The following is a 15,006-nucleotide window of genomic DNA, read 5'->3' as shown; positions in this document are numbered from 1 at the left end:
CTGTAATATTTTATGAAAGCGCTTTACTATTTTTACACGATAAATTTAGTGAGTGCTTTTTTGTATCGGTAAAAATCACCTCGAAGGGTCAACACGCCCTAATGAAAATTGGTCAATCAAACAGCAAATAAAGTGCGATGCAGTTCAATGTTCTCTTTTCATCATGTCGGCTAAATGATAGAGTTGTTATGTTATAACATCTATATGTGAGTATCTGCGTGAACACCCCACTTTTGTCTGTTGACCACCTAACGATCAAAACCTCTTCGAGAACCCTTTTCCAAGATATCCACTTCGATGTTTATCGAGGTGAGCTGTTGGCGATCATGGGACCGTCAGGCATTGGTAAGTCGATGCTTTCACGTGCGATTGCGGGTTTTCTGCCAGAGACGATTGAAGTTGAAGGTCATATTTCTTTATCTGGTGAAGCTGTGTGTGGTTTGCCTATGTTGCAAAGAACTGCCACACAGCGCCCCGCAGTTATCTTCCAAGATGCGCTTCAAGCTTTGAACCCTCTGGTTTCAATAGAAGGTCAACTCTGCCTTGCCTTGACGGGAACTCGCACTAAGCTTAAATCAAAAGAAAAAATTCAAATTACCGAGTTGCTGAATCAACTTGGTTTTCCTAATCCAGAAACCATCTTGCCGTTGTACCCGAGCCAAATTTCGGGCGGGCAACGCCAACGTGTTTGTATTGCGATTGGCTTGCTGAGTAACGCCGATATTATCATCGCCGATGAACCAACCAGTGCGTTAGATCCCGTGACAGAGCAAGAGATACTTAAGCTGATTCGACACAATGTTAAACAGCGTCAAATTGGTGGTTTACTCATCACCCATGACCTGCATAGCGCGTTGGCGTGTGACAAGTTGTTGGTCATCGATGATGGCGGTGTGGTGGCTTACGGTGCACCGAAACATGCTCTTGAGTCGAGCTCTCACGCTTTCTGCTGTTCATTGAGAGACTTAATCGAATGAGCTCGACCTTATCACTAAACTCAGAAGCCTCGCCATTAATGCCAGTGACTGATTCAGAAACACAAACACCGATAGAGATTAAGTTCGACAATGTGAGTGTTCACTACTACTCCGTACCAAGTTGGTTGGGTGGTAAAGCGTTCAAAGCGCTACAGAACATAGACCTTAATGTTGAAGACAAAAGCCTAGCAATTGTTGGGCGTTCTGGTGCCGGTAAATCAACGTTAATTGAACTGCTATTTGGCCTTAAAGCGCCAACCGTTGGTCGAATAAACTTGTTCGGTTATTCGCTCCCAATTCGCGATAGCAAAGCGCAAGCAACGGTGTGTCGCTTGATTCAATTGGTGCCTCAAGAGCCCCACACTAGCCTCAACCCTTACTATACCGTTCGACAGATCTTAGCCGAACCTCTAAGTAACTTAGATGTTTCGGGTAATCATGAAGCCATCATTGAAGAGGCGCTTTCAGACGTTGGATTGCCTGCCAGTTTGCTCTTACTGAAACCTAATCAGCTTTCTACAGGTCAAGCTCAACGTGTGGCTATTGCTCGGGCTCTTGTCGTTAGACCCGCAGTGCTGGTGGCCGATGAACCTACTGCCAGCCTTGACCCAGTGAATCGCCAAAGGTTGTTGGACTTGGTTAATTCATTAAAAAAGAAGCGCGATATGCGCCTTATTTTGGTTACTCACGATTTAGGTGCCGCAAAAGCCCTTTGTGAAGAAATACTGGTACTCGACCATGGTGAAATGGTGGAGCACGGACCGACCGATCAAGTGATGAGTAAACCTGCTCATCCTGCGACTCAGATGCTGATCGAGTCTCAGCCTCTTTCGAAATCTACTTGTTAAACACAACCTTATTTATTAAAAAAATACAGCTACAGAGAAAAAATAATTATGCGTTTTAATTCAATCAAACTGGCTTGCACGCTTGCGTTGGCTCTGCCTTTGACGGGCTGTTTTGACTCTCAACCAGGGTCTAGCGATGCCGCAGTAAAATCTGAAATCCGAGTTGCGATGATGCAACCACCAAGAACGGGCCTATCGCCACTTTCTGATGACGCGTTCAAACTATCACGTTGGAGCACGGCTGAAACGTTAGTCAACTTGAGCCCGACCTCAGAAGCAGAACCAATGCTAGCGACTGATTGGAAACATCTTGATCCACTGACTTGGCAGTTCACGATTCGCCAAGGCGTTAAATTCCATGACGGTTCGACATTAACGGCAAACTCTGTAGTGAACTCTCTACAAAAAGCGCTTGAAGCAGCACCTAAGCCACGCATTCTAGATGGTGTCGATCTCGAAGTGAAAGCGATGGACAACTACCGCGTAGAGATCAAGACCAGCTTTGATGACCCTCTGTTACCAAGCCGTTTATCAAGCCCTCAATTAGCGATTCTTGCAGCAAGTGCTTACCAACAAGATGGCCGTGTTAGCCCAATGGGTGCAGGTACGGGCCCGTTTGAGTTGACTGAAATTAACGGTACAACCAGCGCGAAGCTAAAACGTTTCGATGGCTACTGGGGTCAAAAAGCACAGGTTGAATCTGTGATTGCAGAATACGTTCCTAACGGCTTTGCTCGTGCTGCAGCTCTAAGAACAGGCACGGCAGACATCGTTGAAGCAGTGCCCGTTTCACAAATCGCGACCATTGATCCGAACCTACTTTATGAAGTGGCGATGCCTCGTACCAATACGCTTTACCTAAACAACAAGTCAGGCGTATTCAGCGATATTAACTTGCGTAAGGTTGCGGCGGCTGCGGTGGACCGAGAGCAGATCGTGAATACCGTTTATGAGAACCACGCGGATATTGCACAAGGTCTATTAGGTCCTGCACTTGCTTGGGCTGAACCAATTCGACCTGAAGGTCAGGCAGTTGACAAAACGCTAAAAGCGAACGGCGAAAGCATTGTTATTGGTACCTTTACCGACCGTGCAGAGCTTCCAGAAGTGGCAGCGCTACTGAAGCAACAACTTGAAGCGGCTGGTTTCAAGGTTGAGCTGGATATTCGTGAATATGCTCAGATCGAGAACGATGCGCTATCTGGTAAGTTCGACGCGTTTATCCTTTCTCGTGCAACGGTTCTAGATTCGGGTGACCCAGTGGCTTACATGATGAGCGACTTTGGTTGTAAGGGTTCATTCAACCTTGGCCAGTTCTGTTCTCAAGAGGTAGATAAAGCACTGAATCACGCTGACCTACAACCGCTAGGTGCGCTGCGTCACCAAGCGATCATCGAAGCTGAACAAAAAATCCTTAACGATTTTGCTGCGATTCCACTGCTTCACGAACGTGTGATTCAAGGTGAAAGTGAGCGTGTAAGCAATGTCGTTCGTGACCCAAGTGAACGTCGCTTGGTTGATCAAACGACACAAGTTAACCCGGCAACACAGGCTAACTAAATAAATGTTATCTGCTGAGACTCTGCGTCGAACTCTATTTATCTTGACGCCTTGGCTATCAAGAATCGCCTCACTGATTGTGGTGGTGATTCTTGTTGGTTTGATGCCTGACATTGCAGGCATCGATCCAAGCCAATCTATTCTGCGGGCTAGGGCGGGGCAACAACACCTGCTTACGCCTGAAGCTTTAGCGGCGGTACGCGCTGATCTTCAGCTTGACCGTTCAGCCATTGAGCGCCTGCTCGACTGGGTAGGAAGTGCTTTTTCAGGTGATCTAGGTGAATCATGGATTGATGGTTCTTCGGTTGCACTAGGTATTCAAAAAACAGCGTCTACATCTCTGTTTTTGATGTCTAGCGCACTGGTGATGACTTTCGTACTGTGTGGTGCAGGCCTGCTTGCCACCTTACGCAGTTGGAAGAAGGGCAAGCTGGGGCAGAGCTACAGCAGTTTAAGTACGGTATTAATATCGTTGCCAGAGTACGTAGTGGCCTCGGTATTAATACTGGTGTTCTCTATCTGGTTAGGTTGGCTGCCGCCGTATGGTTGGCAAGGTTGGCAAGACATCTGGCTACCGAGCTTAGCGCTTGCATTGCCTGCCAGTGGCCTGTTTAGTCGCCTACTCAGAGACAGTTTACAACGCGTTCTCAATGAACCTTGGGTGATCACTTGGCTCAGTGCCAACGTTCATTCCAATCAAATTATTCGCTTTGCGCTGAAAAGAGCGCTGAGCAGTCTGATCCCGCAAATCGCGATGATCGTGATTGGCTTAACTGGTGGCGCAGTCGCGGTTGAGCTTATCTTTTCGATTCCGGGTATCGGGCGCATGATTCTTGGTGCAGCCAAGGCGCAAGACTTACCAACGCTGCAAGGCGGCTTATTGGTGTTGCTGCTATTTTCAATTGCCGTGAGCAGCATGAGTTTGTTTGTTCAGCAATTGATTCTTGGCCATAGCCTGAAAAGCGGCAAGCTCATCAGTAGCCACTCTTCGTTTCGTTTTACCCAGAATCGAGCTAAACGTGTCACTGCTTTTGCGATCTTCTCTTTCCTAATTGCTATCGTTGTATGGGCTGCATTCCGAGACCCATACACTAGCCAATTCGCACGCTTGGCATCACCGAGTTGGCAAGCACCTTTGGGAGCCGATGGCATTGGGCGAGACCTGTTAGCGAGAATCGGTTCTGGTATGGTCGCGACCTTCCAAGCGGGTATCTTGGCAACCTTCTTGAGCTTGGTGACGGGCATCATCATGGGTTTCAACACCCGCTTTAGCCAAGGCCTTATCGAGATCACTAAGGGTATCCCATACATCATTGCAGGCTTGCTTGTTGCAGGCTTAACGGGGATGAATCCGAACAGCGCATTAATCGCGATTGTATTGGTGTCGTGGGCGCCGCTAGCTGCACACTGCTCAAGCTTGATCGTAGAAGCCAAGGCTCAACCTTATACACACCTCGCGCCACTATGGGGCACCAGTAAGCTTAGAATCTTCCGTTTCTACTTGCTTCCGTATGTGTTGCCACCGTTGTTAAGACACGCGATGTTGAGGCTACCGGTTATCACTCTAAGTCTGACCTCGCTGAGCTTCATCGGATTAGGGGCAAAGCCACCAACACCTGAATGGGGTTTGATGATCGCAGAGAACCTTCCATACATTGAGCGCGCGCCATTAGCAGTCATGGGGCCAATTGTTGGGCTGATCTTGTTGGGTGCAGCCATTAACATGATGTTTGATGACTAACGTAAAGATCCGGTCGCTGAGGTTTCTAAATTGACGATCCGATTGGGTATTCGATTTAGCATTTATGTTGTAACCTTAGCCCTGCTTTTTAGAGACGCTTTTTGATTGGCTCGAAAGTTAAACAGGCCCTAGTTAAGTGTAAAGGATTCAACATGTATCTCGTTTTGTATTGCCACAATATTGGTATTACCGACTTTTCTTTCTTTGAGACGGAAGATTTCGACAAAGAAGATGGCTATATCGTGCGAGGAAAATGGCCGAATGAAAAAGCGTTTCGTGATTACTTGACCAAAGAATTTGGTGATATGAGCGACTTCCAAGTGATTGATCTGATCGCCAAAGGCGCAGAAGCAGAACACTACTCGCCAGAAGAGTTGATGAGCTTAGCTCCGTAACCGCTAGCTCAGCAATATCTAGCTCGGTAATACGGTTTAAATTGAACAAACAAATGGCAGCCTGATTGGGCTGCCATTTTTCGTTTCAAGCTAGAGCTCGTTGCTATGAACTTTGAATAAAGCTACTGCGCCACTTCGTCCACCAAGTACAAGATTGACTGATATGGAATGCCACTGTGGTGTGATAAACCTATCTCACAGGTTCGGCTGTTACTGAAACCACGAGTACAGTTGCTCGGTACTTGTTCCTTGAGTGGGTGTACCGCCGCCTCATTCAGCTCTGGTGTAGTGAAGCCTTTGTCACCCGCCCAGCCACAACATTGAATATGCTCTGGAACAATCACTTCTTCAGTACAGGCCTTAGCGAGGTTTAACATCGCGCCTTCTAAGCCCATTCGGCGAGAGCTACAAGTGACATGCAGCATCACGGTCTCTTTCAGTGGCTCAAGCGTCAGATGTTCAAGCAAATATTGATTCACAAACCCTGTTGGCTCTAACACCTCTAATGGCTTGGTGAACTGTTCAATACTGCGTTTAGCACATGGGCTGGTATCCATCAATATTGGGTATTCACCCTGACGACTGGCTTGCCATAGCACTTCTTCCAACTGCTGAGCCTTCGACTGTGCTAAGTCGGTCATTCCTTTGCTGTCGTAAGGCATACCACAGCATTGGTCATCTAGCTTCTTCGGTAGAATTACCTCGAATCCTGCCTTGTTGAGCAAAGACATGGTCACTTCAGTAAGAGGACGTTGGTCGCCCGCATCACTTTGTTGCCCCATGGTTCGACTGGCACACGAAGGGAGGTAAACCACTTTCTTATGATTGCTTGAGTTTTCTGCCGTCACTGGTGATGAGACTAGCGTGTGACTATTGGATTGCGGCATCTCAGGCATCCAAACCGGCGTCGCGCCTTTGGTGATAGAGCGCAAGCCGTTAGTTAGCTTGCCGACAGTATTTGCGCCTAATACTTTGCTCGCTACTTGGTTGGTTTTGAGGCCAGCCTTGGTGAGTTTTGTAGTGGTCGAGAAATGATCCGCTGTCCACTTAGCGATTGGCGTAAATTTCTCGTACTTGGCAATACGAAGCTTTTTAATCAAATCACCGGTGTTGATTCCCACTGGACAACGTTCGGCACACAGGCCGGTTGCGGCGCAGGTATCAATGCCTTGGTATTCAAAGGTTTTCTCTAGTTCGCTTGCTTCTATCTCTTCACCCGCAGCTCGGCGGCGTTGTAACTCGCGGTACAGCACGATACGTTGGCGTGGCGATAGAGTTAAGGTACGAGACGGACAAACAGGCTCACAGAATCCACACTCAATACAGCGGTCAACAAGGTCGTCGGCAGCAGGCATTGGTTTTAGGTCGGTGATGTGGGAATTTGGATTGTCGTTGATGATAACGCCGGGGTTGAGCAGCCTTTCTGGGTCAAACAGCGCTTTGATCTGTTGCATCAAGGCATAGCCATCTTTGCCCCATTCCAATTCCACATAAGGTGCCATGTTTCGGCCCGTGCCGTGTTCCGCTTTCAGTGAACCTTGATACTTCACTGCAACTAGCTCGGCAACGTCATCCATGAAACCGCCGTAACGGTCGATCTCTTCTTGGCTGTCGAAGCCTTGGGTAAACACAAAATGAAGGTTGCCTTCGAGTGCATGGCCGAAAATGATCGCTTCGCTGTAGTCGTATTTATCGAACAACTCTTGCAGCTCTCGAATACCGTTAGCCAGGTTTTCAACAGGGAAAGCCACGTCTTCGATGATAACGGTTGTGCCAACTTCACGAACGGCCCCAACTGCTGGGAACATGCCTTTTCGGATGCCCCACAGAGTCGCGACTGTCTTCGGATCGGACGTGAAAGGGACTGATTCAACAATTGTGTATTCAGTCAATGCATCCAAAATTGATTTACATTGTAAATCTAAGTCCTGCTGGGAGCTGGCGTGTGATTCCACCAAAATAGCCGCCGCTTCTAAATCTAGGTTTGGCATAAACGCAGGCATACCCGGTTTATCCGCGACAGAACGTAGCGCCCTGCCGTCCATCAACTCAACGGCTGCAACCGGAGTTTTGGATAATGTAGTTACGGCTTTACTTGCTTGCTCGATGTCGGCAAACACCAATAGCGCTGAAGCTTTGTTCGGGTGTTCAATCACCGTGTTGTAAGTGATCTCGGCTATGAAGCCTAGTGTGCCTTCTGAGCCAATCATCAGGTGTTTTATGATCTCAATTGGGTCGTGGTAATCGACCAATGCATTGAGCGCGTAGCCGGTGGTGTTTTTAAGACGGTACTTGTGGCGGATTCTGTCTGCCAGTTCTTGATTTGAGCTAGTCTGTCTGTGTAAATCAATAATGCCTTCAAACAACGTTTTGTGTGATTGCTTGAAAGCTTCAACGCTGGCGTTATCTGCCGTATCAAGCAGGGAACCATCACTAAATACGATTTTCATGCTCTCGACGGTGCGATAGGAGTTTTGCGCAGTACCACAACACATACCGCTGGCGTTGTTCGCGGCAATACCGCCAATTTTACAGGTGTTGATAGAGGCTGGGTCTGGGCCGATTTTACGTTGGAAAGGGGCGAGGTATTTGTTAGCATCAGCACCAATCACACCCGGTTGAAGGATAATCTGATTGCCGTTGTCGACGATTTCATGGCCACGCCAGTCGTCGGTCAGAGTAATAAGTACCGAGTCTGAAACGGCTTGGCCTGAAAGGCTGGTACCCGCAGCGCGAAAGGTAAAATGAATGCCCAGTTCGCGACAGCTTTGAATGGTAAATATCACTTCGTCTAAGTTTTTTAGCCTTAGAACCATTTTCGGTACCAAGCGATAGAAACTCGCATCGGTGCCGTAAGCCAAGCGCTTTGCCTCTTGCGTGACAATGCGTTCTGTTTCTATTCTTTGAGCCAGTATCGATTCAAGCTGCTGATAAGCTTTGGCGTCGATTACTCGCTCATGGGATGTGTTTGTCTCCATCTTTGCTTCCTTGTGCTTCTTATTTGGCACTGATTTGCTTTTTTGTTTTTTTATTTTATTTTCCAGTGCTTAAACGGTGTCACAACGGCAGTGGAATTGCTGTGACACCGATTGAACTTCGGTCTAAGTAGACCAAAGCATTACAGTGAATCAACGGACTTAATCTAGCCCCACCAAAGATTCACGGGTTAAGTCTTTGATTGTCCTCGCGCCTGTTAATGTCATCGCAACGCGCATCTCTTTGTCGTAAAGGTCGAGTAGATTCTCAACGCCGGCTTGTCCTTGCGCTGCTAATGCGTAAACGAAAGAACGGCCAAGCAAGGTGCAGTCTGCGCCCAATGCCATCATTCGAACCACATCCAAGCCAGTACGAATGCCAGAGTCGACCAGAATTTTGGTGTCGCCTTTAACTGCATCAGCAATCGAAGGCAGCGCTTTGGCACTTGATAGAACGCCGTCAAGCTGGCGGCCGCCGTGGTTTGAAACCACAATGCCGTCTGCGCCAAATCTCACCGCATCCTTTGCATCTTCTTCATCAAGAATGCCCTTGATGACCATTGGACCGTCCCAGAAATCACGAATCCACTCTAGATCTTTCCATGAAATCGACGGGTCGAAGTTATCACCTAACCAACCGATGTAGTCTTCCAGCTTGGTAGGAGAACCACGATAAGTAGAGATGTTGCCTAGGTCGTGTGGTTTACCCAGTAAGCCGACATCAACTGCCCAGCTAGGATGACGCATAGATTGGAATACGCGGCGTACTGCTGCATTTGGACCACTCATTCCTGAGTGCATGTCACGGTAGCGAGCGCCGGGTACGGGCATATCCACGGTGAAGACCAGTGTTGTGACGCCAGCGGCTTTAGCGCGTTCAAGAACGTTCTTCATGAAGCCACGGTCTTTTAACACGTAAAGTTGGAACCACATTGGGCGTTCAATCTTAGGTGCAACTTCTTCAATCGGACATACCGACACGGTCGACATGGTAAAAGGGATGCCTTTGTTGTCGGCGGCTTTTGCTGCTTGTACTTCACCGCGTCTTGCGTACATACCCGTTAAACCAACAGGCGCCAGTGCGATTGGCATCGCTAGCTTCTCGCCAAATAGTTCGGTTTCCAAATTTAGGTCCGACATGTCGTTGAGTACGCGTTGTTTTAGCGCAATCTCAGCTAGGTCAGCCGTGTTGCGACGTAGGGTATGTTCTCCGTAAGAGCCACCGTCAATGTAGTGGAAAAGAAACGGTGGTAATTTCGCTTTTGCTGCGGCGCGGTAATCAGTCGATGCGGATATGATCATAATTTCAGTCCTAAATTCTTGGGATGTTGCTCTTCTTTGAGAGCTTGGTTTGGGCTGCTTTAATTCGGGAAAATGGCGTTAATACCCGTGGGTGTTGATGTGTTTTAGTATCCATTCCGAAACTCATCAACTGTCTTATTAGACGGTGTTACAGTCGGGGAATTGAGTACTAACGCCAAGTGCTTTTGTAACGACTTATGGTTTACATAAGTGCGTCTGTCATTTTGAAGCCGTAGATAACCACTAGGCCGATGATTCCGGTCATCACCAAGTAGTAGAACGTTGGGATGATAGTCTTACGTAGTGTTGCGCCTTCGCGTCCTAACAAGCCTACGGTCGCCGATGCGGCTACCACGTTGTGAATCGCAATCATGTTACCTGCTGCTGCACCAACGGCTTGTAGAGCAACAACCACCGCACTAGAGATAGTCAGAGTCTGCGCTACTTCGAATTGGAACTGGCTGAACATCATGTTTGAAACGGTGTTCGAACCTGCAATGAAGGCACCTAACGCACCAACCGTTGCACTCAATGCTGGGAATGCGCTACCAACGAGGTCAGCTGCGAAGTTTGCCGTGGTTACGGGCATACTTGCTAAATCTGCGCCGTTCACACCAGAGTTAATGAAGATACGAACCATTGGGATGGTGAACACCAACACAAAGCCTGCGCCAATCAGAGTCTTGCTCGATTCACCGAAGGCTTTAGCCAGTGGCGTTGCGCTGCGAGATTGCATGAGAACAGCAACCAGCGCGACGAAGACCAAGATACCGCCCGGTAGATACAGAGGCTGAATCGCAGTGCTCACACCGGTTTCACCAAGGATGTTGCTGAACGATAGGCTAACGCTCTTCAGTAGGCCTTTGAATTCAGGGCTCACGCGGCTCGCAACCAAGGTCACCGCTAGCAGCACGTATGGTGCCCATGCCATCGCCATGCTCATCTTCTTATGGCCTTGATTGTTGTCGTCAAGGTCGATTTTCAGAGAACCTAGCCATTCTGCAGGCCACTTGTCTTCGCTCTCAAAATCCCATTTTGATTTAGGTACTAGGAAGCCGCGTTTTGCTGCTGTTACAACAATCGCAAGGCCAACCAAACCACCAATCAGTGATGGGAATTCAGCGCCTAGGAAAACACCTGTTAGTGCGTAAGGAATAGTGAAAGCGGCACCTGCGAACAGTGCGAATGGCAGGATATCAAGACCTTCAGTCCAGCTTTTGTTCTTACCGAAGAAGCGAGTCAGCATCATTGCCATCAATACAGGCATCATCACACCAACAGAAGCATGAATTAGCGCAACGCTTGACGTGATTTGTTGTAGATAAGCATCCCATGTTGAACCATTGGCAATCAGGCTTTCACCGATGTTGTGCGTATCCAAACCTTTGTTTACGCCAACAATGATAGGTGTACCAACCGCGCCAAACGATACCGGCGTAGATTGAATCATCATGCCCATCAGTACCGCAGCTAATGCTGGGAAGCCGATTGCAACGAGTAAGGGAGCGGCGATTGCAGCGGGTGTGCCGAAGCCAGATGCGCCCTCAATGAATGAACCAAAACACCAAGCAATGATGATCGCTTGTACACGACGGTCTGCTGATATGTCAGTAAATCCGTTGCGGATGGTGGTGATAGCTCCGGTGTGTTTCAAAGTGTTTAATAAGAAGATGGCGCCAAACACAATCCAGAGAACCGACACGGTAATGCCGAAGCCTTGGAATACAGAAGCCAGCACGCGAGTGCTAGACATATCCCATGCGAATAGGGCGATAGCAACGGTTAAGGCAAATGCCACAGGCATCGCTTTTTTTGCAGGCCAGTTAAGGCCAACCAGCAGAATCGCTGCAACAACTATTGGTGAAAATGCCAATAGGGCTAGTAGAGTTTCACTCATGGGTACTTCCTCGTACTGTTTTCAAACGTTCATGTTTGAAGTAAAGATCACGTTATGGTTTGTCATTATTTGAATCGCTTTGGCCTCTAAACGGGAACCTTCTTTAGGCGAATCTTGTAATTGGAATGACTGTTTTTGTAATTGTTTTGTTAACTTGGCGTGAATTTACCCCTTTATTTTTTATTGATATAGGGAAATAATGAAAATAATTAATTCCAAAATTGACATAATCAAATGCGAGCAGACGATTTGATCCTGTTTTCACAGGTAGTAGAGCTGGGTAGTTTTAGTAAGGTGGCAGAACAAAATAACCTAACAAATTCGGTAGTTAGTAAGAGAATTGCGCGTTTGGAAGAAGAGATTGGCGTGCAGCTATTATATCGAACCACGCGTAAATTGACGCTTACCGAGGCGGGTAAGGCAATGTTACACGGAGCCAAAAATGTGAAGCAGGCGGCTCAAGAGGCTATGGACGCAGTTTCAGGCTTTGGTGAAAATGTCAGTGGTCATATCAAAATGTCAGTGCCTACTATCTCCGGAGATTTGATTCTCGCAGACGCTGTGGCCGAGTTTTGTAATATGCACCCAGGTTTAACGGTCGATATGTCTCTTAACAATCGATTTGTTGATTTGGTTGAAGATGGTCTCGACTTGGTCATTCGAACCGGCTACTTGGAAGATTCAAGCCTCATTGCTCGTCATATATTGGATTCACAATGGGTGGTGTGCGCTTCGCCGTCTTATATTGCTAAGAACGGTAAGCCGATGCTGCCTAAAGATTTAGTGCAGCACAATTGCTTGCAATACGCCTATCAAACAACGGGTGCTAGCGAATGGCAGTTTCTGCATAGTAAAGATGGCTGTACCGACAATGACAAATATATCGTGCGTGTTGCGGGCTCTTTTTCGACTGACAATGCGACCGCGTTAAGAAAAGCGGCGCTGGGTGGGCATGGTGTGGCGTACGTACCACGTTGTCTGGTTTATCACGACATTCGCAATGGTCAGCTGGTGGATATTTTCCCTGATTTGGTAGGCAAAAAGTTGGGAATTTATGCGGTGTACCCTTTTACTCGCCAGCCACCAAACAAGATTAAGTTATTGATTGAACATATCAGAACGCGCTACTTGACGATTTCTCACTATTTTTAATAAGGATCACGATGAGCTATTTAAAAGAGTATCCATATCCAATCACCAATAAACAGATCGTCAGCGATGACTACTTTGGTCAGATAATCGAAGACCCATATCGTTGGCTAGAAGACGACAGAAGTGACGAGACCGCGAAGTGGGTGGCGAGTCAAAACGCAATCACGTTTGATTACCTCGCTCAAATCCCGTATCGCGCGGAACTGAGAGAGCGACTGGCAAAAGCACAAGACTACAAAAAGAGCTCGCAGCCGTTTGTGCGAGGTGATTATACCTATTTCTATAAGAATGATGGTCTGCAGAACCACAGTATTCTCTATCGTCAGAAAGAGGGGCAACAGGTTGAAGTCTTCCTAGATCCCAATACCTTCTCGGAAGACGGCACTACATCACTGGGTGCGGTGTCGTTTTCTAAAGATTACAGCCTAGTGGCGTACAGTATTTCAGAGGGTGGTAGCGACTGGCGCAAGATCTTTGTGATTGATACCGAGACTAAACAGCAGCTTGAAGCCGAAATCACAGACGCTAAATTTACCGGTATTTCTTGGTTAGGTAATCGCGGCTTTTATTACTCTAGTTACGACAAGCCAGACGGCAGCCAGCTTTCTGCACGTACCGAACAGCACAAACTTTACTTCCATGAGTTGGGTACAGAGCAAGCCAACGACAAAGTGGTTTTTGGTGAGAATAACGCCGAGCAGCACCGCTATGTGTCGGGTTACACCACCGAAGACGACCGTTACTTGACCATTCTAGGGCGAGAGTCGACATCGGGTAACAGACTGTTCTATATCGATTTAGGTTCAGAGGAACAATCGCTGAACACGCTGATTGATCATGTGGATAGCGACACTTATCTCATCGATAACCAAGATGAGACCTTCATTCTATACACCAATCTCGATGCGCCTAATGGCAAGGTGGTGAGCTTTGATACTAGCAGTCAACAGTGGCTCGAAATCATTCCTGAAAAGCCACAGCCGTTAGATATCAGCACTGGTGGTGGCCACTTGTTTGCTCACTACATGGTGGATGTGGTGTCGAAAATTGAGCAGCTGGATTACCAAGGCAACCTAGTTCGTGAAATCCATTTACCTGGGTTGGGAACGGCCAGTGGCTTAGGTGGTAAGAAAGAGCAAACTCAGCTTTATTACACCTTTACCAACTATGTTACGCCGCCAACCATTTTCTCTTTTGATATTGAGTCGGGCAGTTCAGAAGTTTATCAGCGCTCTGAGTCACCGTTTGAATCGGATAAGTTTGAGTCTAAACAGGTCTTTTATACCTCAAAAGATGGCACTCAGGTTCCGATGCTTATCTCTTATAAGAAGGGACTAAAACTGGACGGTAATAACCCAACCATGTTGTACGCCTATGGCGGCTTTAATGTCAGCCTAACGCCTTCTTTCTCGGGGACGGTGGGCAGTTGGTTGGAATTAGGTGGCGTGTACGCAGTTCCCAACCTGAGAGGCGGCGGTGAGTACGGTAAGGCGTGGCATAAAGCGGGTACTCAGCAGCAAAAGCAGAATGTGTTTGATGACTTTATCGCTGCAGCAGAGTTCTTAATCGCCGAGAACTATACTAGTAGTGACAAGTTGGCGATTCGTGGCGGCTCTAACGGTGGATTGCTGGTGGGTACGTGTATGACACAGAGGCCGGAGCTTTTCCAAGTGGCTCTGCCTGCTGTTGGGGTGCTAGATATGTTGCGTTACCATACCTTTACGTCTGGCGAAGGTTGGGCGTACGACTATGGTACCTCCGCGCAAAACAAAGAGATGTTCGAATACCTGCTTGGTTACTCTCCGGTTCATAACGTTGTGCGCGGTGTCGACTACCCAGCAACTTTGGTCACGACCGCGGATCATGATGACCGCGTGGTGCCCGCACACTCTTATAAGTTCATTGCAGAGCTACAAGATAAGCATGAAGGTAGTGCGCCTGTGATGATACGTATCGACGTAAATACGGGCCATGGCGCCGGAATGCCACTGAGTAAAGCGATCGATCTCACTGCCGATATTTATGCGTTTACGCTGTTTAATATGGGCGTTGAATCTCTAGATTCGTTTTAGATAATGCTTGATTCTAGATAATTGGGTGTTTGACTCAGACTAAAAAGCCTCAAAATCGACCTTAGATTTTGAAGTGACCCCGTAAAG

The 15,006-nt window shown here is 47.7% G+C and carries 10 protein-coding genes; 7 read left to right on the top strand and 3 right to left on the bottom strand.

Annotated features, from left to right (window positions below):
- Positions 1-218: 218 nt before the first annotated feature.
- The 5 genes from AB4375_RS16635 to AB4375_RS16615 all read left to right on the top strand — a co-directional run bounded on the left by AB4375_RS16635 (position 219) and on the right by AB4375_RS16615 (position 5,521).
- Positions 219-977, top strand: coding sequence for an ATP-binding cassette domain-containing protein (locus AB4375_RS16635; RefSeq protein WP_137002082.1), 759 nt, complete (start codon positions 219-221; stop codon positions 975-977).
- On the top strand, positions 974-1,825 hold the full coding sequence (locus AB4375_RS16630; protein WP_372052052.1) for an ABC transporter ATP-binding protein: 852 nt from the start codon (positions 974-976) through the stop codon (positions 1,823-1,825). Before AB4375_RS16635 ends, AB4375_RS16630 begins: the two co-directional genes overlap by 4 nt.
- Before the next feature lie 48 nt (positions 1,826-1,873).
- Positions 1,874-3,385 (top strand): ABC transporter substrate-binding protein, encoded by a 1,512-nt coding sequence (locus AB4375_RS16625; protein ID WP_372052050.1) that lies wholly within the window; start codon positions 1,874-1,876, stop codon positions 3,383-3,385.
- A 4-nt stretch (positions 3,386-3,389) separates the two neighbouring features.
- Positions 3,390-5,126 (top strand): ABC transporter permease subunit, encoded by a 1,737-nt coding sequence (locus AB4375_RS16620; RefSeq protein WP_017068559.1) that lies wholly within the window; start codon positions 3,390-3,392, stop codon positions 5,124-5,126.
- A 152-nt stretch (positions 5,127-5,278) separates the two neighbouring features.
- Positions 5,279-5,521 (top strand): hypothetical protein, encoded by a 243-nt coding sequence (locus AB4375_RS16615; protein WP_017068560.1) that lies wholly within the window; start codon positions 5,279-5,281, stop codon positions 5,519-5,521.
- Positions 5,522-5,643: 122 nt separating this feature from the next.
- Here AB4375_RS16615 and AB4375_RS16610 read toward each other — a convergent pair whose 3' ends face one another.
- From AB4375_RS16610 to AB4375_RS16600, 3 genes are all read right to left on the bottom strand, one after another.
- On the bottom strand, positions 5,644-8,499 hold the full coding sequence (locus tag AB4375_RS16610; RefSeq protein WP_372052048.1) for an FAD-binding and (Fe-S)-binding domain-containing protein: 2,856 nt from the start codon (positions 8,497-8,499) through the stop codon (positions 5,644-5,646).
- A 159-nt stretch (positions 8,500-8,658) separates the two neighbouring features.
- Entirely contained in the window at positions 8,659-9,798 is a 1,140-nt protein-coding gene (lldD, locus tag AB4375_RS16605) for an FMN-dependent L-lactate dehydrogenase LldD (protein WP_065583579.1), read from the bottom strand.
- Positions 9,799-10,000: 202 nt separating this feature from the next.
- On the bottom strand, positions 10,001-11,695 hold the full coding sequence (locus AB4375_RS16600) for an L-lactate permease (protein ID WP_372052047.1): 1,695 nt from the start codon (positions 11,693-11,695) through the stop codon (positions 10,001-10,003).
- 234 nt (positions 11,696-11,929) lie between these two features.
- Between AB4375_RS16600 and AB4375_RS16595 the strand changes: the two genes are divergently transcribed.
- Both AB4375_RS16595 and AB4375_RS16590 read left to right on the top strand, forming a co-directional pair.
- Positions 11,930-12,847 carry a LysR family transcriptional regulator gene (locus AB4375_RS16595; protein WP_017068571.1) on the top strand — a complete coding sequence of 306 codons (918 nt, stop codon included), beginning with the start codon at positions 11,930-11,932 and terminating at the stop codon, positions 12,845-12,847.
- An 11-nt stretch (positions 12,848-12,858) separates the two neighbouring features.
- Positions 12,859-14,919 (top strand): prolyl oligopeptidase family protein, encoded by a 2,061-nt coding sequence (locus AB4375_RS16590; protein WP_372052046.1) that lies wholly within the window; start codon positions 12,859-12,861, stop codon positions 14,917-14,919.
- The last annotated feature ends 87 nt before the right edge of the window (positions 14,920-15,006 follow it).

Origin of the sequence: Vibrio sp. 10N.261.51.C6 (assembly GCF_041471785.1) — a bacterium.
Taxonomy (GTDB): domain Bacteria; phylum Pseudomonadota; class Gammaproteobacteria; order Enterobacterales; family Vibrionaceae; genus Vibrio; species Vibrio crassostreae_C.
Note: the sequence above shows the minus strand (reverse complement) of the source record. Positions and strands in the feature narration are given on the sequence as shown.